The sequence below is a fragment of the Salinisphaera japonica YTM-1 genome (assembly GCF_003788585.1).
GTDB classification, from domain to species: domain Bacteria; phylum Pseudomonadota; class Gammaproteobacteria; order Nevskiales; family Salinisphaeraceae; genus Salinisphaera; species Salinisphaera japonica.
In genome coordinates this window covers 28,182-50,649 of the sequence record NZ_AYKG01000056.1, presented here as the reverse complement: position 1 = coordinate 50,649, position 22,468 = coordinate 28,182, and the positions used below count along the sequence as shown (strand labels likewise).

Annotated in this window: 8 protein-coding genes (1 of these 8 running past the window's edge); 1 reads left to right on the top strand and 7 read right to left on the bottom strand. The window is 65.5% G+C overall.

Going from position 1 to position 22,468, the window contains the following annotated elements; genetic code table 11:
• Positions 1-134 precede the first annotated feature (134 nt).
• Positions 135-509, bottom strand: coding sequence for a DUF1499 domain-containing protein (locus SAJA_RS13270; protein ID WP_184999891.1), 375 nt, complete (start codon positions 507-509; stop codon positions 135-137).
• A gap of 179 nt (positions 510-688) precedes the next feature.
• Here SAJA_RS13270 and xth point away from each other — a divergent pair, with 179 nt between their 5' ends.
• Positions 689-1,468 (top strand): exodeoxyribonuclease III, encoded by a 780-nt coding sequence (gene xth, locus SAJA_RS13265; protein WP_123659149.1) that lies wholly within the window; start codon positions 689-691, stop codon positions 1,466-1,468.
• Between the two features lie 84 nt (positions 1,469-1,552).
• Here the strand turns inward: xth and SAJA_RS13260 are convergent, their stop codons facing one another.
• The 6 genes from SAJA_RS13260 to SAJA_RS13235 all read right to left on the bottom strand — a co-directional run.
• Positions 1,553-3,718, bottom strand: a complete 2,166-nt coding sequence (locus tag SAJA_RS13260) for a site-2 protease family protein (RefSeq protein ID WP_123659148.1) — start codon at positions 3,716-3,718, stop codon at positions 1,553-1,555.
• Between the two features lie 269 nt (positions 3,719-3,987).
• Positions 3,988-5,328 (bottom strand): efflux RND transporter periplasmic adaptor subunit, encoded by a 1,341-nt coding sequence (locus SAJA_RS13255; RefSeq protein ID WP_123659147.1) that lies wholly within the window; start codon positions 5,326-5,328, stop codon positions 3,988-3,990.
• A gap of 27 nt (positions 5,329-5,355) precedes the next feature.
• Positions 5,356-6,153 carry an efflux RND transporter periplasmic adaptor subunit gene (locus SAJA_RS13250; RefSeq protein ID WP_123659146.1) on the bottom strand — a complete coding sequence of 266 codons (798 nt, stop codon included), beginning with the start codon at positions 6,151-6,153 and terminating at the stop codon, positions 5,356-5,358.
• Positions 6,154-6,165: 12 nt separating this feature from the next.
• Positions 6,166-6,957, bottom strand: coding sequence for a SapC family protein (locus tag SAJA_RS13245; RefSeq protein ID WP_184999890.1), 792 nt, complete (start codon positions 6,955-6,957; stop codon positions 6,166-6,168).
• 13 nt (positions 6,958-6,970) lie between these two features.
• Positions 6,971-8,782: a TolC family protein gene (locus SAJA_RS13240; RefSeq protein ID WP_184999889.1), complete on the bottom strand. Its 1,812-nt coding sequence runs from the start codon at positions 8,780-8,782 to the stop codon at positions 6,971-6,973.
• A gap of 53 nt (positions 8,783-8,835) precedes the next feature.
• Positions 8,836-22,468: the final stretch of an Ig-like domain-containing protein gene (locus SAJA_RS13235; protein WP_123659143.1), read on the bottom strand. The gene runs 17,756 nt beyond the window's last position; only the last 13,633 of its 31,389 coding nucleotides appear in the window; its start codon lies beyond the right edge, outside the window; the stop codon is at positions 8,836-8,838.

Sequence of the window (22,468 nt, the reverse complement as noted above, 5' to 3'; positions counted from 1 at the left end):
ACTCCGGTAGTTCGCACTACCCATAACTCATCTTTTCAATCGGCGTAAATCGGCGCCCATCTGCGGATTGTCTTTCTTTTATTTGCGCTTATTGGCATTTATTCGCGGATTTCTTTCTTCAAGGAACCCAACTTTCAACGCCCGGACAAACGCTCGTCGAACAATGCCCGCAGGCGCTCGACGCGGCGGCGGTTCACGCCCATGTCGTAGTAGCCCACGCGGGAGGTCGATTTAACATCTATTTTCTGTTCGCTGTTGCGGAATAGAAAATAGACGTCGTCGGTGAAGCCCAGGCGCGTGGAGAACGTGGCATAGATATATCGATCCTCGTCGGTCTTGATCGCCGTGCGGGGCTGCTCGCGGATCAGGCCGATCAGTTGATAACGCGCGGTGCGGGCATCGGTGGCGTAGGCAAACGGCTCGATGTAGTGGCTGTCGTCGGGGGCGGCCTGTGACGAGACACAGTGCGGCGCGCCGTCGCAGGGCGTGAACGTGTTGTCGTCGGTCATCGTCGTCTCCGGGGGCGGCGCGCTGGCGCAGCCGGCCAGCCACAGGCTGGGTACAATAAGGCTCAAACAAAGCATGGCACGGGTTCGCATGACGGGCAGGCCAGAGCTTGAAATACCAGACTTATCAGACTACACGGACAGGCCGGTGATGGCTTGTCATCGACCGAGAAGAACAGCTCATGCAGATCGCCACCTGGAACGTCAACTCGCTCAATGTCCGCCTGCCGCACATCCAGGCCTGGCTGGAAAAGACGCCTGTGGACGTACTGGCGCTGCAGGAAACCAAGCTCACCGATGACAAGTTTCCGATCGACGATCTGCGCGAGGCCGGTTATCACGCCGTCTTCAACGGGCAGAAGACCTATAACGGCGTCGCCCTCCTGTCCAAGGCTGCCCCGCAAGACGTGGTGCATGCCCTGCCCGGCTTCGAGGACGATGCCAAGCGCGTCATCGCGGCCACTGTCGACGGCGTGCGGGTCATCGGCGTTTATTGCCCCAACGGCAAGGATATCGACAATCCCAGCTATACCTACAAGCTCGAGTGGTTTGGCGCCCTCGCCCGGTGGCTGGCCGATGAGTTGAGTCGTCACGACAAGCTGGTGCTCACCGGCGATTTCAATATCGCCCCCAGGCCCCAGGACACCTACGACGCCGACAAGTGGGAAGGCCGTATTCTGTGCTCCGAACCGGAGCGCGCGGCGTTGCAGACGCTGCTGGATGCGGGGCTGGCCGATCTATGGCCGCTGTTCGAGGCCGACAAGGAAGGCCGACACTGTTTCACCTGGTGGGATTATCGTAACGGCGGCTGGGCGCGTAACGCCGGCCTGCGCATCGATCATGTTCTGGCCACGCCGGCCCTGCGCGAGGTCTGCACCGGCTGCAAGGCACATGTGGGCGAGCGCGGGCGCAAACGCCCCTCCGATCATGTCCCGGTGGTCGCCGATTTCGATCTGGGCTGAGCGGCTTTTGTCGGGCAACCCCGGGCATGCCGCTTGAAACACTGATTTAATCGACCTGTCTCGTTCATCGGCGGATTGTCTTGTCTAAAACCCGCTTTCCCGAATGAACACGCCCGCGGCGTTACGGAATATGCTCCCGGCGATGCTTTCGGCCGGCCCCTGAACGCGCACCTCGCCGCGGATCTGCCACTCCGGGGCCGGCGTGGCCTCGTTCGGGGCGAGCGTTACACGGTATTGCCCGCCTTCGAGCGTGGGCCGATCCTCGCGGGCACCGCGATCGCCCGGGTCGTTGACCGTGGCCAGACTGCCGCCGTAGCGATCGGCCAGGATCGGATAGGCCAGTTGTTCATTGGCTGCATCGTCGACGCCGAGCACGTGTAGATCAAGCGCGTTGTGGATGCCGTCATCCGGGATGAAACGCGCCGGCGCGTCCGCCTGAATACGACGCAGCTGGCCTTCTTTGACATAGGCATAGACCCGCGCACCGCCCGCGGCCACGAGTTGAGCCAGTGCTTGACGCGGGTTGATCCATTCGCCGGCGTGCAGCGGCATACGATCGGTTACACGCCCGGCGAACGGGGCCGTGATCACGAGTGCACCCTGACGTTTCTTGAAACCGGCGATCTGGGCGTCCAGTTCGGCGCGCTGGCGCTCGAGCACGCCGCTGGCTGCCAGATCCTCGGGCGAGCCGGCGCGGCGTTCCAGTCGGGTCTCGATCACGCGGATCCGTTCCCGATTTTCGGCGATCTTTTCTTCAAGATCCGGATTATCCAGCACGAACAGGGTCTGGCCTTTCTCGACCACATCGCCGGCGCGCACCGCCACCGATTGGATACGCGCCGGCTCCGGGGCATGGATTTCCGTGTGATCGGCCGCCACCAACACGGCCGGCAGGCCGATCGTGCCGTGCCAGGGGATGAACAGCAGCCCCAGCAGCACCAGCAACACCAGGCCGCTGCGGATCAGCGAGCGATTGATCGGCCATTTGTAGCCCCACACCGCTTTGAGCTCGTTGACGATCGGTCGCACGATGAAATACCCGATTTCGATACAGAACAACACGATGCCCAGCGCCTTGAAGGCAAAGTGATAGACCAGCAGCGCGATGCCAAGAAACAGCACCAGCCGATACAGCCAGCAGCCGATGGCATAAAGCACCAGCAGGCGACGCCGGCGCGGGGCAAAGGCCTCCGGCGGTGCCTCGCCGAAGCCGAACACGGCCTCGCGCAGGCGCCAGCGGGTGAGCGCGAAGGCGCGAGGCTGCAGATTGCGAATACCCCACAGATCCGCCAGTACGTGATAGCCGTCAAAACGCATGAACGGCGACAGATTGACCAGCACCGTGGCGATCCAGCTGGTGGTGGCCAGAAAGAACGCGGACTGACGCAGCCCGCCATCGGGCAGCATGCCCCAGGCGAACGTAGCCACGAGCGCGATCACGAGCTCGGTACAGACCCCGGCCAGTGACACCTTGAGGCGGTCAGCGTTCTTGACCAGTCGCCAGGTATCGGTGGCATCGGTATAGAGCATGGGCACCATGACCAGAAACGCCACGCCCATCGACGGCACACGACAGCCGAAATGCTTGGCCACAAAGGCATGGCCCAGCTCGTGGATCGACTTGACGGCCACCAGGGCCAAGCCGTACCAGACCAGCCCTTCCCACGAGAGGAAATGCACGAACGTGGACGTGAACTCGTCCCATTGCCGGCCGGCCAGATAGAACCCCAGCAGGCCGATGATCACCAGCGCCCAGCGCATGGGCCGGGCAATCAGTTGGCGGGCCTGGGGCAGCCAGCGCACCAGAAACGCATCGGGGCGCACCAGCGGTATCCGAAAGAACAGATAGCGGTGCATGACCCAGGCATACCAGGTCGTGCGCCCGCGCTCGGCCTGATCGACCAGGCGCTCGGTATCCTGTGGCGTGCCGGCGGCCGTGAGGTTCGAGGCCGCCATGAAGCGGGCCATGCCGGCCACTTCATCAGCCTTCATGGGCACGCCGTCGCGCGTGATCTCGGCCGCAATATCGCCAGCCGTGGCCCCGGCGCGCCAGTGGCGTATCAGGCGCAGCCCCTGCACGTGCAGATGAAAATACTGGTTGCGAAGTGGATCGAACAACGTCCACATCGGCGAGCCGTCGGTATCCGGCGCCGCCGGCGCCAGGCGTAGATCGGCACGCAGGGCCGGCAGCACCAGCGCCGCGTCGTCGTCCTCGTCTTTTTCAATCGTCGTGGCAGGGCGTGTCGTCATAAGATAAGTCGGCGCACCGGCGGCCAAGCCGCGGCAAGACAAGGCATCGCGCGTGCAGCGTGGTTATTCCACGTAAGCGAGCGATAACGCAGGATTGCCGGGGCTTGGCCACCGGCCCATTCGGGTTGCCCGCGCCGGACGCGCCATGCCGCGTTACGGACCTTGACCGTGGCTAGCCACGGTCGGCGGCCCGCGCCTTGCCTGACGCGCCCGGCGCGGGCAATGCGACGGCATATCTTATGACGACACGCCCTAGTCACCGCCGACGATCAATAACCGATGGTCTGACGCAGTGCGGCGATCGGCCGGCGCAGCAGGTAATACACCAGCGGCACCCGCGAGCCGCTGATCTTGGCGGTGCCGCGCAGCCCGATCCGCAGCCAGTCGCGCTCGCCGGTCAGGCGCGCGGTCACGTGATAGACCAGCTTGTCGTGTGCGTCGACTTCCGGCTTGTAGGACACCCGCACGATCCGCCCGGCGACGGGCGACAGCGGGTGCGAATCCAGAAACAGCTTCATCGGTGCGTCTTCGGAGAGCAGCAGCGCATCATCAACCGACAGATCGATACGGACTTCGCGCCGGGCCGGATCAGCCAGCTGCATGATCCGCTCGCCGGTCTGGACCGGGCGCCCGGCCCAGTCGTCGGGATCACTGTAGATCGCGATACCCGCACGCTCGGCCTTTAGCACGATCCGGTCAAGCTGTTGCTTGGCATAGGCTTTCTGAACTTCGCGCAGGCCCACTTCAGCCCGGCGCGTGGCAAGCTCGGCGCGCGACTGGGCATCGTTGAACGCCTCCTGCTCGGCCTGTTCGAGCTGGGCATTGGCCACCTCGAGCTGTTCGCTGGCGACCTCATACTGGTTGCGTGTCTCGATATCGTCGAGTGCGACCAGCGATTGCCCGGCCTTGACCCGTTCGTTGGGCGCAACCAGCACTTTCTCGACCACGCCGTCCAGCGGGGCGGCCACGATATCCGGGTCGCGTGCCACGATCTCGGCCGGCGCCAACGCCGACAAGCGTACGGGCAGCAGCAGAATCAGGACGACGAGTGCCGCCAGGGCCAGCCAGTAACGTCGTTTCGACAAGCGCTCCCAGAGACTGCGCCGACGGGTGTTGGGCGACAGTGCGGCCAAGGCATGCCCATAGACTTCGGCCATGTGCTCGGCCAGCGATGTCGCCCCGCCGTCCAGCGGCTGTTCGGCGGCCAGCCACAGCCAGGCCTCGGGCGCGCGACCCGGCGCCCCCAAGGGCACGACGTGGACATGTGCCGGGCTGACGTCGCCCCAGACGCCGCGTTCCCAGTCGCCCAGGGCGTCGCCGTTCAGATCAAAAGCGGTGTCATCGGCCGGCTTCTGCTGGGCAAAGGCCCGCTCGACCCACTGCGCGAACAGGCCATTGCGATCCACGCTGGCCACATCGGACACGGCCGTGATCTTCCAGCCGGTCGCCCCCGGTTCGATCAGCGCAGCATGCGCGTAGCCGAACACCCGCCGGCTCTCGTTGACGATGACAAACCGCAGCGTGGTCAGATCGGTCGCGCTACGGGCGCGATGCTCGACGTCGAACAGCGCCGACAGACGATTGGTATCGACGCCGGGGCCCTCAGCCACGGCGCACGCTCGCTGCCTGCAAGGCTATCAAGACGCCGAGGCGTCGGGTTTGGGTGTGGTGTCTGGTTGTTTCTTCTTCGAGCCCGCGTTGTCCGGGGCGCCTGGAAACTCGGCGCGCGCGGTCATACCCGGGCGCAGATCGGCCGTCTTGTCCAGGCGAGCCCAGATCGGGATGGTATGGCTGACCGGATCCACCGCCGCGCCGATACGCACGACATGCGCGGTGACCGGCGTCCCCGTTTCCGACACCGACAGATTCACGGCGTCATCTTTTTTCAGCCACGACAACCAGTTGGCCGGCACGATGACCCGCGCATTGAGCTCTTGGCCGACGACGGTCATCAGCTTGTCCTGTGGCTTGATGCTCTGGCCGAGGCTGGCCTCCAGACCGTTGACCCGTCCGGCAAACGGCGCGTTGATGCTGCAACGCGCCACGTTGGCCCGTGCAGCGCGTAGCTCCGCGGCCGATTCGTTGACGCCCAGGCGCGCGAGATCCACCTCGAGCTTGCCGGCCGATTGGAGCTGCGCCAATTTCTCCTGGTTATCGCGCTTGGCCTGCGCGCTGGCCAGCTTGGCCGCCACGCGATCACGCTCGGCGGCATACGAGGTGCAATCGATCGAAACCAGCGTGGCCCCTTTGTTAAACGATTCGCCCTCGCGATAACCGATCTTGTCGATCCGGCCCGATACCTCACTGGAAATCGTGGTGCTGTAGAGCGCCTCGATCTGGGCCCGCTGGGCCGCTGATGCCGTGTTGCCAAGGCCCATGCCGAGCCCGGCCACAGCACACAGCACGACCGTTGCCTGCGATGTCTTGAATGTCATAGACGGATGCCTCTAAGCCAGACGGCGGAAATTGGTCAACGATTGCCAGTGCGCATGCACGATCTCCAGCAGACCGTTACGTGTCCATTGGCCGAGTTCTGCATCGGTCAAGGCCATCAGCCGCTCGTGATCGACGATCTGCAATCCGCCGATCCGGTTGGCGTGCCTGGCCTTCGTAAAGACATCCAGGCTGCGTTCAACCAGCACGTCCGCGCCGGCCAGGCCAGAGACCAAACCGGCCACCGACACGCTTGCCCGCCGGTAGCGCTCCAGATAATCCAGCGCCTGATCCATGGCCGGGCCACGGGTCACGCCATCGTCAGCATTCTCGCCGGCCGCCACGAACAACGGCTGGCCAGCATCGGCGCTGAAATGCGGTGCCCCGCGATCAATCATCACGACCAGACGCTGGGCATCGTCGGCTGTCGCCGAGCCGTCGGCCGGATCATCATCGGCCTGGCGGGCAAAGGTGAACGGATAACGCCGTAACCAGGCCGGTACATAACGCGCCTGCCAGCGCCCGTCGCTGCCGACAAAGACATTGTTATTTTCTGACAGGCTCATCAGGGCGACCGGCTGAATATCGTCACCCGCCCGCGTGAACACGATGGGGAAATGCTTGGCCGCCTCGGTGATCTCCTCGGCCACCAACGGCACCTGCGCCGTGGCCGCGGCAAAACGATAATCGTTTTGCCCCGCCAGCTTGAGATCCCGATGCGCCGTGGCGCTCAGGGTCTCAAGCCGGCGATAGGTGATCGCACTGGGCCCGCGTTCGACCGTGGTATCGATAGACGTCGTCGACAAATCCGGCACCGGCTCAGGAACTGCCAAAGTTGGTCTGCAGCACGAACGAGTCGCTGGCCGAGACCCCTTCGCCATTGATGGCGGTGACGGTGATCGGCGTATTACGGATCGGCGCGCCCGTGGCGGCTGAGAAGGTGCGGCTGTTTTCGTCAAAACGCAACCAGCTCGGCAGCGCCCCGTTCTCGCTCGTGGCCTGATAGGTCACATCGCCACCGACGGTGAACGTATCGTCGGCGAAGGTGAAGCTGGGCTGCGTGGTGCCATCGCGTGTCGTCAATACCGGGCCCTGGTTAGCGATCGGTTTGATGACCACGCCGATATAACCCGCCTGCCAGGCCGCCCGTCGACGCGAGATCGCGGCGGCCAGCTCATCCGGCGTATCGCCCGCATCCTTGGGATACGGATCCAGCCCGATGCTTTGATAGATCCGGGCGAAGGCGTTCTGCAGGCTGGCATAGGCCAGATCACGTCGCAGCTCGGCGACCAGCGAGTTCAGCTGTTCCTTGATCGCGGTCAGTTGACCGGTGGAGCCGGCCTGCGACTGGTTATAGACCAGATCGGAGATGCTGCGCGACACGCGCAGATAACTGGTCGACGTGGACAGTTGCTCGCGCGCCGAGCGGTATTCGAGTGCGGCCAGATGCACCTGGGTCAGCACGGCGAGTGCGGTGGCCAGACGCTGTTGATCCGCGACCTCCACGCTGGTCTTGGCCGCGTCGTATTTGGCTTTGGTCTCGAAGATATTGAGCAGGTCATAGCTGATCGAGGCGCCGGCGCTGGCCCAGTCGTTGTAGCGCAGGAAGTCGTTGCTGTCCTGTTGATAGCCGGCCGACAGGCTCAAATCGGGAAACATCTGCAACAAGGCAGCACGCACGTCATCGCGGGCAATACGCTTGCGATAACTGGCCGACAGGATTTCCGGACGCTGCAGCAGGGCCGTGTTTTCCATCGTGTCAATATCAAACACGGCGTTGGGCGCTTCGAGCTCGTCGGCCTCGTAGCTTGCCAGCTGATAGACCGTATCCGGCGGCAGGCCCATCAGCTGCGCCAGTTTCTCGCGCGAGCCGATCAGTTCTTCGCGCAGGCTCTGCAACGCCCGTTTGACGTCCAGCAGGCTGCGCTCGTAGGAGTAATTGGTCAGTGGATCGGAAATACGCTGACGCGTGATTTCGCGGCTGTTGGCCACGGCCCCGTTGACCTTGTCCATCAGCGGGCCCACACGATCCAGCAGTGCGGTGGCCGACACGGCTTTCCAGTAGGCCGTGCGGGTCTCGTGTGCCAGGTTCTGGACCGCCTTGCGTTCTTCCTCGACCGTTACAAGATACTGGTTGGCCTGCTGCTTGGCACGCACATAAGACAACCCGAAATCCAGGATCGACCAGGTGAAGTCAACGCCGTAGGTGGTGCGGTTTTTCTCCTGGCCCACGCTGAAGATATCGTTGCCCAGCTCACGCCGCGGCGAACCATCGATGAACGGCACGCTCTGGGTCGCGGCGAACTCACTGCGCGTGGTGTAACCGGCCGATGCGGTCAGGCTCGGCAGCATCTGGAAATTCGCCGTGGTGAGCTGATTGCGCGCCAGTGCCGCCTTCATGCTGGCCACGTGTCGATCCCGGTTATAGAGGATCGCGCGCGCCACGGCGTCTTCCTGGCTCAGCGGCGTATCGATCGCCGGCTGGCCCGAGCGCAGCACCGCCATATCCGCACGTGCCTGATCGGCCAACTCGTCGCGTGTCAACGGATCGGGGCTAACGGCACAGCCTGTCGTGACCACGGCCAAGCTGACCACCCCCAGCCACTGTCTTGAACGTTGTGTGAAACGCATGTTTTCTCCCTGATACAGCCGGTCGCCCATGTAACGGTCTTTAAACCGATGCTTTAGTTATTGAACTTCAATGCCGCCGCCAGTCGTGCGCCACGACTGTCCGCGCTGCGGTCCCCACTGGCCGATAGCGCCCGGTCGGCCTCATCCGACAACGAACGCCACCCCTGCGCCGCCGACTTGCCCGACTCGTCGACACGAACATCGAGATCGAGCACGCGCATGCCCCCGTCCTGATCGACCGCGACGATACGCACGTGCAGCTCATTCTGACCGATTGGCAGGTGACCGGATAGATCGGCCGAATCACGATCAAAGAGGAGCCAGCTCGGCAAAGCGCCGCCGTCGACCAGACGGGCCGTGTATTCGACGGCGTTGGCGGCCTCCGGATCCTGAATATCAATGAACACGTTGCGACCGTTCAAGCGAACATCGACCACTTGCATCGGGTTGCCACGGTCTTCCTCCAGGCGCGTTCGCGTCGCGTCCTGGCCCGGAATCAACGTGATTTCGCTGCGGCGATACAGATCAGGACGTTCGGCCAGTGCCCGATCACCGGCACCGGCAATCGCTCGGCCCATGGCATCGACCCAGACCTCACGGGTTCGGGTATCGCCCTGGTCGTCGATGGCGATCACGGTCAGCTGTGCCTGGCTCATGCCGGTCGGCAGCAGGCCCGAGATCTCGCCGGTATCAGCGTTGATCGTGAGCGTGCCCGGCAGCGTACTGCCGTCGGTCTGGGTCGCCTGATAATGAATCTTCGGCGTGGCGAAATTCACGTCGAACACGCTGCCAAAGCCGTCGAGATCCAGATCATCACGCAGCCGGGTGGCCACGCCGAACTCGAAATCGGCCGTTGAGTCGGGCTCGAGCTCGTTGAGCCCGTTACCCACGAACCCGCCGATCGGCAGTGTCCCCAGGCCGATGCCACCGGGCGCGATCAACACCGGCCCGCTCGGGCCGTTGTCGTAGATCACCGCCGGTGAAAGCACGCGTACGCCGTAGTCCGCGGTGACCGTGCGCCCGTTGGCATCAGTGGCCACGATCGTGACCGTGAACGGGCCGAGCGCGACCGGATTGCCCCGGATGACACCCGTAACCGGGTCGATGGTCAGACCTTGCGGCAGCCCGGCAGCACTGTAGCTCAGCGGCCCGGTCAGCCCGATATCGTTGAACGCGCCGGTAATGTCCTTGCGATAGTTATCACCGAACTGCACCGTATCGTCGGTCAGCTCACCCGACTCGAAGACGCCCTCGACCACGATGGTGAGTTCGGTCGTGTCGGTGCCGCCCTGGCCGTCGGCGACCTGATAGGTCACCGTCGTGGTGCGGGTCTGGCCGCCGATCAGATCGTCGAAATCGCCGTTCGGATCAAAGCGGTACTGGCCGTCGGCCCCGATGACGAACACGCCACCGTTGCTGCCGGCCACGGCACGGCCGATATTCGCCGCGCGGCCATCGACCGCACCGACGCGCAGCCGATCATTGTCCGGCCTACCGTCGCGATCGTTACCCAGCACGTTGCCGCTCGTGGCGGTGTTCTCGTCGGTGCGGCCCCGATCAGGCTGGGCCACCGGATCCACGTTGCGGGCGGTGATCACGAACTGATCGGTCACGGTGTTGCCGTTGGCGTCAGTAGCTGTGACCACGATCGTATAGGGCCCGTTCGCGCTGGCATCAGCGCCCAGCGCGCCGCTGATCACGCCGGTGTCGCCGTCGATCATCAGGCCGTCCGGCAGACCGTCGGCGCGGTAGCTCAGCGTGTCGCTGTCGATATCGGCAAACGCGTTGGCCGTGGCAATCGATACCTGTTCGCCGTCCGAGACGATGCGATCATCGATCGGCATGACCACCGTCGGGGCATCGGCCACGCCGTTGATCGTGACCGTTAGCGTCGCCGTAGAGAAACCGCCCTGGCCGTCGCTGATCTGATAAACGACCGAACTGGTCGCGGCCTCGCCGGCGTTCAACGTATCGAAATCGCCGTTCGGCTCAAACCGATAACGGCCGTCGGCGCCGATGACGAACACGCCACCGTTGCTGCCGGCCACGCCTTGACCCAAGGCATCGCCATCGCCGTTGACCCGCACGACCTGCAGCGCGTCGTTATCCGGTGCGCCGTCGCGATCGTTACCCAGCACGTTGCCGCTCGTGGCCGTGTTCTCGTCGGTTGTCGCCGTATCGGCCGTCGCTACGGGGGTGATATTGCGTGGTGTGATCACGAACTGATCGGTCACGGTGTTGCCGTTGGCGTCAGTGGCCGTAACGACAATCGTATATGGCCCGTTCGCACTGGCATCCGCGCCCAGAGCGCCGCTGATCACGCCGGTTTCACCGTCGATCATCAAGCCGTCTGGCAGACCGTCGGCGGCGTAGCTCAAGGGCCCGCCTTCACGATCAGCGAACGCATCGCCTGCCGCGATGACGACCGATTGCCCGTCGCCAGCCGATTGATCCGGCGTCGGGCGCACCACGGTCGGGGCCTGATCCACGCCGGTGATCTGTATGACAAGACGCGCTTCGGCGGTGCCGCCGTCGTCGTCGTTGATCGTATAGACCACGGTCGTGGTGGCGGTCTCACCGGCGGCCAGAGTGTCGAAGTCGCCGTTTGGATCGAAGCGATAGCTGCCGTCCGCAGCGATCATGAACCGGCCACCATTGGTACCGGCCACCGTTTGACCGATGTTGTCGGCCGAGCCGGACACGCTCCGAAGCACGATACCGTCGCCGTCGGGATCGATATCGTTGGCCAGCACGCCGTCGTCGGCGCCAACTGTCAACGTATCGTCGGCCGAGGTGGCGTTCGTATCGTCGTTTGCGATCGGCGGCTCGTTGATCACCGTCCATGTGAAGCTCTGGCTGGCCATGCCGCCATTGCCGTCACTGACCGTGATCGTGACCTGATACGGCCCGCCGTTGGAGGCGTTGTTGGCCAGCGTGCCGGTGATCAGCCCGGTTTCGGTATCGATGGCCAGCCCGGGCGGGAGGTTGTCGGCCGCATAGGTCAGGGTGTCGCCGTCGATATCGAAGAACGCCCCACCAAGCCCCAGAACGATGGATTGGCCATCGCGCGCGGTCTGCGGCGCCAGCGGCTGATCGCCGATCGCCGGCGCATCGTTGGCACCTTCGAGCACGATTGCCAATGTCTGGGTGGCCGTGCCGCCCTGGCCGTCGCTGACCTGATAAGTAACCGAGGTCGTGGCGGTCTCGCCGGCTGCCAGCGCATCGAAATCCGTGCCCGGATCGAAGGTGTAGCTGCCGTCGGCATTGATCACGAACGTGCCGCCCGCGTTGCCGGCAATCGCATCACCAACGTTACCGGCTGCGCCGTTGACCGCGCCCACGCGCAAGGTGTCGCGATCATTGCCGCCGTCGCGATCGTTGGCCAGGACGTTGCCGCTGGCAGGCGTGTTCTCACCCGTGCGGGTTGTATCGGCTACCGCGATCGGAGCGCGGTTGGCCGCGCTCAGCGTGAAGCGATCGATCGCAGTATTGCCGTTGCCATCGGTAGCCGTGACCACGATGGCATACGGCCCGCCGACCGAGGCATCAGACCCCAGCTGCCCCGTGATCAGCCCGGTTTCGGGATCGATCATCAGGCCGTCGGGCAAGCCATCCGCGGCGAACGTCAGATTGGCACCGTCCGGGCTTGTGAAGGCGTTGCCTGCGGCAATCGCCACGCGCTGGCCGTCATCCGCGGACTGGGCCGGTGTCGGGTTGGCAACCACCGGGCCGTCGTCCACGCCGGTCACGGTGATCGTGAGCGTGGCTGTGTCAAAGCCACCCTGACCGTCGGCGACCTGATAGGTCACCGATGTCGTGGCGCGCTCGCCCGCGGCCAGACCGTTGAAGTCACCGGCCGGATCGAAAATGAACCCGCCGTCGGCATCAATCGTGAACCGACCGCCGGCACTGCCGGCCACGGCCTGACCCACGTCGTCGCCGTTGCCGGCGACCTGGGCGACACGCAAGGTGTCGCGGTCAGCGTCGCGATCATTGGCCAACACATTGCCGGTGGACAGCGTGTTCTGATCGACCGTGGCGTTATCGGCCACGGCCACCGGCGCCGCGTTGGGTGCCGTGATCGTGAACTGATCGCTGACCGTGGCACCGCCCGGGTCCCGTGCGGTCACGGTCACCGTATACGGCCCGGCATTTTGATCCGGCCCGATCGTACCCGTAATGCGGCCGGTGTCCGGGTCGATCTCCAGCCCGGCCGGCAGACCGTCGGCGCTATAAGACAAAGGCCCGCCTTCGGCATCGACAAACGCATCACCGGCGGTGATGACGATGTCCTGCCCACGCGAGACCGTCTGATCCGGCGTGGGCCCGGCCACGACCGGCGCATCATTGGCGCCTGCGACCACGACGGTCAGGGTCGCTGTATCGGCACCGCCCTGGCCATCGCTGACCTGATACGTGATCTGGGTGGTGGCGCTCTGACCATCCGCCAGCGCATCGAAGTCCGTACCCGGATCGAAGCGGTACTGGCCGTCGGCACCGATCGTGAAACGACCGCCTGCACTGCCGGCGACCGCCGTGCCCACGGCATCAGCTCGCCCATCGACCTGAGAGACCGCCAGCGGATCGCGATCGGCCCCGCCGTCGACGTCGTTTTTCAGCACGTTGCCACTGGCCACCGTGTTCTCACCGGTCGAGACACGATCGGCCGCGGCGACCGGGGCCACGTTCGTGGCCGTCAGCGTGAACGGGCTCGAGATACGCGCACCGGCGCCGTCGGTGGCCGTAACGGTCACGCGATACGGCCCGGCCTGAGAGGCATCGGCGCCCAGGCTACCGGTAATGGTGCCGGTCTCGGCATCGATGGTCAGCCCGGCCGGCAGGCCGGTGGCGCTGTAGCTCAGCCGATCGCCGGTATCGGCATCGGCGAACGCTTGCCCGGCCGCGATAACCACGGCGTTGCCGTCAGCGACCCGACGATCGTCAAGCGCTTCGACAACGCGCGGTGCATCGTTGACGCCGGTAACGGTGACGACGACACGAGCCGTGGCCACGCCGCCCTGACCGTCGGAGACTTGATATGTGATGGCGGTACTGGCCGTGCGGCCTGGCGCCAGCGCATCGAAGTCGTTGCCCGGCGTGAACGTCAGGCTGCCGTCGCTTGCGATGGCGAACTGGCCGCCGTTGCTGCCGGCAACCGCCACACCAACGTTGTCGGCCGAGCCGGCCACCTGGTCGACGAACAACGTATCGGTATCGGCCAGGCCGTCGCGGTCGTTGTCCAGCACGTTGGCCTGGGCCAGACGATCGGCGCTTGCAGACACCGCGTCATCGGCGGCGACCGGCACACGATTGTTCACCGTCAGGCGGATATCGGTCGAAACCTGGCCGCCCTGGCGATCGGTCGCGGTAAGCGTCACGACATAGGGCCCGTCAGCCGAGGCATCACTGGCCAACCGGCCCGAGATACGCCCGGTGGCCGGATCGAGCATCAGGCCTTCAGGCAGACCGGTGGCGGCATAGGACAGCACATCCCCCTGGTCGGCATCAGCGAATCGCTCGCTGACCGACAGATTGATGCGATCGCCGTCGAAGACCGGCGCCGGATCGGCTCGGTTCACGACGGTGGGCGCGTCGTTGACGCCGGTGACCGTGACCACCAGGTTGGCCGTGGCGCTACCGCCCTGGCCGTCTGTGATGCGATAGCTGATACGCGTATCGGCCTGCTGGCCGGCCGCCAGACCGGTGAAGGCACCGTTCGGATCAAAGCGCCAGCTGCCGTCGGCAGCCACCGTGAACCGGCCGCCGTTACTGCCGGCCACGCTCTGGCCGACATCATCAGCCTGACCGCCTACGCGATCCACGCGCAGGGCATCGTTGTCCGGCGCGGCGTCGCGATCGTTGGCCAGAACGCTGCCGGCACCGGCGTTACGAGCGTCAATCGTGGCCCGGTCATCGACGGCTACCGGTGCCAGGTTGACCACGCGCCAGGTGAATTGGCTGGTGACCGACGCGCCGGCGGCGTCTGTTGCCGTCACGCTGACCTGGTACGGCGCCCTCAGTGATGCATCGGCCGTCAGGCGCCCTTGGATCACGCCGGTATTGGCGTCGATCGATAGCCCCGGCGGCAGATTGTCGGCCTGGTAGGTCAGGCGATCGCCGATATCGGCATCGTTGAAATTGGCCGCTGTATCCAGGCGAATCGTCTGGCCGTCGGTATCGCTACGATCAGCCAGATCACGCGCCACGGCGGGCGCATCGTTCACGCCGGTGACCGTGACCGCAAGCGTGGCCGTATCGGTGCCGCCCTGGCCGTCGGCCACGCGATAGGTGATCGACGTGGTCGCCGTGGCACCGGCCGCCAGGCGATCGAAATCGCCGTTGGCGGTAAACGAATAGTTGCCGTCGGCCCCCAGCGTGAACAGGCCACCCTGACTGCCGCGAACAGCCGCATCAACGCCATCGGCACGGCCACGGACACGATCGACGCGCAACGTGTCGTCGTCGAAGGCGCCGTCGGCATCGTTGGTCAGCACGTTGCCCGTGGTCTCAGCGCCCGCCGTATTGGTCGCCGTATCGTCCACGGCCACCGGGGCCGGGTTGGTCACGCTGAGCGCGAACTGCGACTGGGCTGAGGCGCCCTGGCCGTCGGTCGCCGTCACCACGATGGTATAAGGCGCGCCGGCCGATGCATCGGCGGCCAGACGACCCGTGATTCGGCCGGTATCAGCATCGATGGCCAGCCCGGCTGGCAAGCCGGTCGCGCTGTAGCTCAGCCGATCACTGCGATCGGCATCGGCGAACGTGCCGGCCGTGGCGAGCGCCACGGTATCGCCGTCGCGCGCGGCCTGCGGCGCAAGCGGGGTGACGACGGTGGGCGCGTTGTTCTGGCCGTCGACGGTGATGGTCAGGCGTGTCGTGTCCTGCCCACCGACATCGTTGGCGGTCTGGTAGGTGATTGAGGTCGTCGCCGTCTGATCCGCGGCCAGGCCAATGAAATCCTGGCCCGGATCAAAGCGATAGCTACCGTCGGCATTGATGACGAAGATACCGCCGTTGGTGCCGGCCAACTCGGTGCCGACCTGGCTGGTGCCGGCGACACCCACGACCGTGCGGCCATCGCCGTTGGGATCGCGATCGTTGGCCAGCACGCCGGGGGCTGCGATATCGATCGCCGCGCCTTCTGTGGTGCGGTTCGTATCATCGATGGCCACCGTGGGACGCTCGCCCACGCTAATTGTCACCTGGCTGGTTATCGTGGCGCCGCGCGTATCGGTCGCGGTGACGGCCACGGTATAAGGGCCACGGTTACTGGCATCGGCCGCGAGTTGACCGGTGATCAGCCCGGTATCGGGGTCGATTGCCAGACCGATGGGCAAGCCGTCGGCTTGATACGACAGGCGATCGCCGTTGTCGACGTCGCGGAAGATGCCGCTCGTCGGGATCGAGACCCGTTCGCCGTTGTTGGCGTTGATATCCGCCAGCGGGGCGACAACGATCGGCGCATCGTTCACGCCGGTCACGGTGACCGACAACGTGGTGGCCTGTGTCGAGCCCTGGCCATCGCTCGTGGTGTAGCGGATCGACGTCGTGGCCGTCTGGCCCGCCGCGAGGCTGGCGAAATCGCCGTTCGGATCGAATACATAGCTGCCGTCGGCGGCGATCGTGAATCGCCCGCCGTTGGCCGCGACCACGGATTGACCCACGGCCTCAGCGCGACCGTTGACGGCCGCGACCGACAGGCGATCTCCGTCGCCGTCGCGATCGTTGGCCAGTACGCCGTTAGCGGCGTTGACCGATAGCGTGCGATCCGCGGTGGCCGCGGCCGTGTCGGCCACGGCACTGACCGGCCGGTTGAACGCCGTCAGCATGAAGCGACTGTCGATGCTCTGGCCGAAGTTGTCGGTGGCCGTCACGGTGACCGTGTAGGGCCCGTTGGCAGCCGCGTCGCGAGCCAGCGTTCCGGTAATCAAACCGGTACCGGAATCGATCGTCAGCCCGCTCGGCAGGCCCGTGGCCGCAAAACGCAGCGTATCGCCGCGATCCGCGTCGGCAAAAGCGCCGGCGGTGGCAATCGCGACCGATGCGCCCTCGGCCTCACGCCGATCGACCAGCGGCGTCACCACGTTGGGCGCGTCGTTCACGCCCGTGACCGCCACGCTCAAGGTGGCGGTATCGGTGCCGTCGGCCGCACCGGAGACACGATACGTGATGCTCGTGATCGCTTGCTCGCCCTGGGCCAGGCGATCGAAATCGGCCCCCGGCTCGAAGCGATAGCTGCCGTCGGCCATGAGCGTGAAGACGCCGCCCTGGCTACCGACAACACGTTGGCCGACACGATCGGGCCCGCCGTTGACCGCCACCACCGAGAGCGTATCGCCGTCCGGGTTGATGTCGTTGGCCAGCACGCCGTTGGCGGCATTGACGACGAGCGGCGTGTTTTCGCCGGTCGTGCCGCGATCATCGATGGCAACACTTGCCTGATCGTTCACGCGAATGACGAACGTATCGGTGACCTGATTCCCGCCCTGATCGGTGGCGGTGATCGTGACCGAGTACGGCGCGTTATCAGAGGCGTTAGCGCCGAGCTGACCGGTGATGCGCCCGGTGTCGGCATCAATCATCAGGCCGTCAGGCAGACCGTCAGCGGTGTAGGTCAGCACAGCGTTGGCATCGGGGTCCGCAAACGCGCCGGCAGTCTCGATCTGGACCGAGGTACCGTCGTTGGCGGATACGTCAGCAATCGGCGCGACCACCGTCGGGGCATCGTCGACGCCCATCACGGTGACCACGAGCGTCGTGGTGGCCGTGCCGCCCTGGCCATCGCTAACCTGATAGCTGACCTGGGTGCTGGCGGACTGGCCGGCCGCGAGGCCGGCGAAGTCGTTGCCCGGCTCAAAGCGATAATCGCCGTTGGCCATGATCGTGAACTGACCGCCGACGCTACCAGCAAGACGGTTGCCCACATTGTCGGCACGACCGCCCACGCCGATCACCGTCAGCGCATCGGTATCCGGTGCACCATCACGGTCGTTGGCCAGCACGTTACCTGTGGCCGGGGCCTGGGCACCGGTGGTCGCATTATCGCTGACCGCGACCGGCGCGATGTTGGTGGCGTCCAACGTGAAGCGCGCCGTCGTGGCCGCCCCCTGGCCATCGGTGGCCGTGACCACGATGGTGAACGGACCCTGCTGCGAGGCGTCGCCAGCCAGCCGGCCGCTGATCAGGCCGGTATCGGCATCGATCGCCAGCCCGGCCGGCAGATTGTCGGCGCTATAGACCAGAACATCGCCGCGATCGGCATCGGCGAACACATCCGCCGTGCCGATCGCCACGGTCTGGCCGTCACGCGCGGCGACGTCGTCGATCGCACCGATCGTGGTCGGCGCATTATTGACGCCCTGCACCGTGATCACGAGCGTGGCCGTGGCGCCGTCGCCGCCGGCGCCCACCTGATACGTGATCTGGGTGGTGGCACTCTGGTCGGCCGCCAGGTTATCGAAGGCACCGTTCGGATCGAACGCGTAGCTGCCGTCGGCGTTGACGATGAACGTGCCGCCCTGGCTGCCGGTAACAGCCATGCCGACATTGCCGGGCCGGCCGTTGACCGCGCCCACGACCGGGTTCGGCGTATCGTCGTCGCGGTCGTTGGCCAGCACGCCGTTGGCGGCATCACGCTGGACGGCGGTGTTCTCGTCGGTCGTTGCCGTGTCGTCGATCGCCGTGGCGGGATTGTCGACCACGCGATAATCGAAGGCCGTGCTCACGCTGGCACCCGCGCCGTCGGTAACGGTCACGATCACCTGATACGGCATATCGCGGGCAGCGTCCGGGCCGACCGTACCGCTGATCACGCCGGTGTCGGCATCCAGACTCAGCCCCGGCGGGAGTCCGTCGGCGGTGAAGCTCAGGCGGTCACCGTTGTCGATATCGTTGAAGGCATCGGCCAGCGATACCTGCACCGGCGCATTGACGTTGGCCGTGATCGGCGCGATGCCGGTCGTCGTCGGTACGTCGTTGGCACCGGTGAGCGTCACGCTGAGCGTGGCCGGCGTGTCCCCGCCGACCGGCAGATAGGTCACCGAGGTGGATGCCGTCTGGCCGGGGGCCAGGGCATCGAAATCTGTACCCGGATCAAAGCTGTAGCTGCCGTCAGCACTGATGACGAACGTGCCGCCATTATTGCCGGCCACGCTCAAGCCGACATTGTCGGCCTGGCCGTTGACCTGACCGACCGTGAGCGGCGTGCCGTCAACGTCGCGATCGTTGGCCAGCACGCCGTTATCCGCATCGGCAGAAACGGGTGTGTTCTCGCCTGTGGTCAAGCTGTCGTCAACCGCCTGTACCGGCGTGTCGTTGACCGTGAAATCAAACGATGTGGTGGCCGTGGCACCGCTGCGATCCGTGGCCGTCACCGCGATGGTAATCGGCCCGTCAACGTTGTTGCCCGCGCCCAGCGTGCCGCTGATGACGCCGGTATCGGCATCGATCGACAGCCCGGCCGGCAGGTTGTCGGCGGTATAGGTCAGCCGATCGTTGTCATCGGCATCGGCGAAGGCATCGGCCGTGGCCAGCGAAACCGTATCGCCCACGCCGGCAGCGGCATCGCCGATCGTGGCGACCACGCGCGGCGCATCATTGGTGCCGGTCACGGTGACCGTCAGCGTGGCCGTGGTCGTACCGCCGTTGTCGTCGGCGATACCGTAGGTGACCGACGTGGTGGCCGTCTGGCCGGCGCCGAGCGCATCAAAGGCATTGGCCGTGGTGAAGGTATAGCTGCCGTCGGCGCCGATCGTGAACAGGCCGCCGCGCGTACCGGCAACACTGGCGCCCACGGCATTTGCCTGGCCGTTGACCTGAACCACCGACAGCCCGTCGCCGTCGGGATCGATATCGTTGGCCAGCACGCCGTTGGCCGCGTTGCGCGACAGGGTGGCGTTTTCCGAGACCGTGGCCGAGTCATCAGCCGCGATCGATGGCTGATCGGCGACGTTCAGCGCAAATTGTGTGCTGACCGTGGCGCCCAGCCGGTCGGTGGCCGACACGGTGATGGTGTACGGGCCGTTATCGGAGGCATCGGCGGCCAGCTGGCCGGTGATACGGCCGGTGGCAGTATCGATGGCAAGCCCCATCGGCAGGCCGTTGGCCGTGAAGGTCAGGTTGTCGCCGGTATCGATATCAGCAAACGCGTTACCGGCCGCAATCGCGACCTGATCCCGATCGCGGGCGTTCTGATCTTCGACCGGCATGACCGTCGGCGCGTCGTTGACGCCCTGCACCGTGACGGTGAGATCGCTCTGACGGGTGCCGCCCTGGCCGTCGGAGACCGTATAGGACACCGAGGTGATCGCGCTCTGGCCGGCGGCCAAGGTGTCAAAGGCACCGTTGGGGTCAAAGGTATAGCTGCCGTCAGCGTTGATACGGAACAGCCCGCCCTGATCACCGGCGACACTGCGCCCCAGCGCGTTGGCCTCGCCGTTGATCTGGGAGACCACGAGCCTGTCGCCGTCGGCATCACGATCGTTGGCGAGCACGCCGGCGCCCGGCGCGCTGGCCAGGGCCTGATCGGCCGGCGTACTGGCGGTGTCCGCGGCCGCGACCGGCACGGTGTTGTTGGCACTCAGAGTGAAACGATCCGTGACGGCCGCCCCTTGATCGTCGGTTGCGGTAACCGTGATCACATAAGGCCCGCGCACCGAGGCATCGCTGGCCAAGCGGCCCGTGATGAGCCCGGAATCGGCATCGATCATCAGGCCGTCCGGCAGGCCGTCGGCCATGAAGGTCAGCACGGAATCCGGATCGGCGAACGCCGCGCCGGCCGCAATGGCCACGGTCGAGCCATCATCGGCCGACTGGCTGGCCGTCGAGGCGATGACCTGCGGCGCATCGTTGGCGCCCATGATCGTGACCACGAGATTGGCGCTTGAAAAACCGCCCTGGCCGTCGCTGATGCGGTATTCGAGGGTGGTGGTTGCCGATTCCCCGGCCCCGAGCCCGGCAAAGGCATCCTGTGGATCGAAGGTATAGCTGCCATCGTCGCGCAGGACGAATACACCGCCGTTGCTGCCCATGACAGGCGTGCCGATGGCGTTGGCGTCGTTGTTGACGGCCACGATCTGCAAGGCATCACGATCGAGCCCGCCGTCGCGGTCGTTGGCCAGTACGCCCTGGGCGGCCGGCACGTCCAGACCGGCGCGTTCGCCGGTGGTGGCACTATCGCCCACAGCGATGGGGGCCGCGTTGACAGCCGTCAGGGTGAAGCGCGTGGTCGCGCTGGCACCGCTCTGATCGGTTGCCGTGATATCAATCGGATACGGGCTGCCGACCGAGGCGTCACTTGCCAGCGCGCCGGTGATGCGCCCGGTATCGGCATCGATGGCCAGCCCGTTGGGCAGGCCGTCGGCGCGATAGGTCAGCCGATCGCCGTTGTCGGGATCAACGAACGCGGTCGCTGTTTCCAGCGTCACGCTCTGCCCGTCGCCGGCCGGCGTGGGCGCCAGATCGCGCACGACCTGCGGTGCATCGTTAACGCCGTTCACGGTGACGATCAAGGCTGCCGTATCAAACGCGCCCTGGCCATCGGATACACGATACGTCACCTGGGTGACGGCCTGCTCGCCGACCGCCAGGTTGGTGAAATCATCGCCCGGCAGGAACTGATAGCTGCCATCCGCGGCGATGCGGAACGTCCCGCCGTTGCTGGCCGCCACGTCCTGGCCCACGCCGGCCGGGTCGTTATTGACCGCGCTCACAACGAGCCTGTCGCCATCGGTCGCACCGTCGCGATCGTTGGCCAGCACATTGCCCGTGGCTGTAATGCCAGCCTCGTCGATGACCGTATCGTCCACGGCCTCCGGGGCGACGTTCAGGCTGGTCAGCATGAACGTGCTCGTCGTGGCCACGCCGGCACGATCGGTCGCGGTGACCTGCACCTGAACCGGCGCCCGCTCAGAGGCATCGAAGGCCAGGCTGCCGGTAATGAGCCCGGTATCGGCATCGATGACCAGACCCTGCGGCAGGCCTTGGGCGCTGTAGGTCAGCGTGTCGCCGTTGTCGGCATCGGCAAACGAGCCGGCGGTGGCAATGGCCACGCTGGCACCATCGTTGGCCGTGATGTCGGCCAGCGGCGAGACCGTGGTCGGCCCCTGATTGATGCCCACGACCGTGACCGTGATCGTCGCGGTGTCCAGACCGCCCTGACCGTCACCGACCTGATAGGTGATCTGGGTCGAGCGGGTCTCACCCGCGGCCAGATCCACGAAGTCGTTGCCGGGCACGAAGACATAACTGCCGTCGGCGTCGATGGTGAATCGGCCACCGCGATCGCCGGTGACCGACTGGCCGACGTTATCGGCATCGCCGGCCACGCGGGCGACATTCAGGGCATCGTTGTCCGGCGCGCCGTCAACGTCGTTGATCAGCACGTTGCCGGTCTGGCGCACGCCGTCGTTACCGCGCGCCATGTCGTCGGTGGCCATCGGGGCCACGTTGTCAAAGGCCCAGGCAAAACGAGAGCTCGTACTCTGGCCGGCACCGTCGGTGGCCGTGACCACCACGGTGTACGGGCCGTTGACCGACGCATCGCTGGCCGCCTGGCCAGTGATGATGCCGGTATTGGCATCGATGGCCAGGCCCTCGGGCAGGCCGTCGGCGCTGTAGGACAGCGCATCGCCGGCGTCCGGATCAGCAAAGGCGCCCGCCGTTGACAGCGCGACGCTCGCACCATCG

Coding starts and splice junctions, on each gene's coding strand:
- SAJA_RS13270 (WP_184999891.1), bottom strand. CDS start 509: ATGACCGACGACAACACGTTCACGCCCTGCGACGGCGCGCCGCACTGT.
- SAJA_RS13260 (WP_123659148.1), bottom strand. CDS start 3,718: ATGACGACACGCCCTGCCACGACGATTGAAAAAGACGAGGACGACGAC.
- SAJA_RS13240 (WP_184999889.1), bottom strand. CDS start 8,782: ATGCGTTTCACACAACGTTCAAGACAGTGGCTGGGGGTGGTCAGCTTG.
- xth (WP_123659149.1), top strand. CDS start 689: ATGCAGATCGCCACCTGGAACGTCAACTCGCTCAATGTCCGCCTGCCG.
- SAJA_RS13250 (WP_123659146.1), bottom strand. CDS start 6,153: ATGACATTCAAGACATCGCAGGCAACGGTCGTGCTGTGTGCTGTGGCC.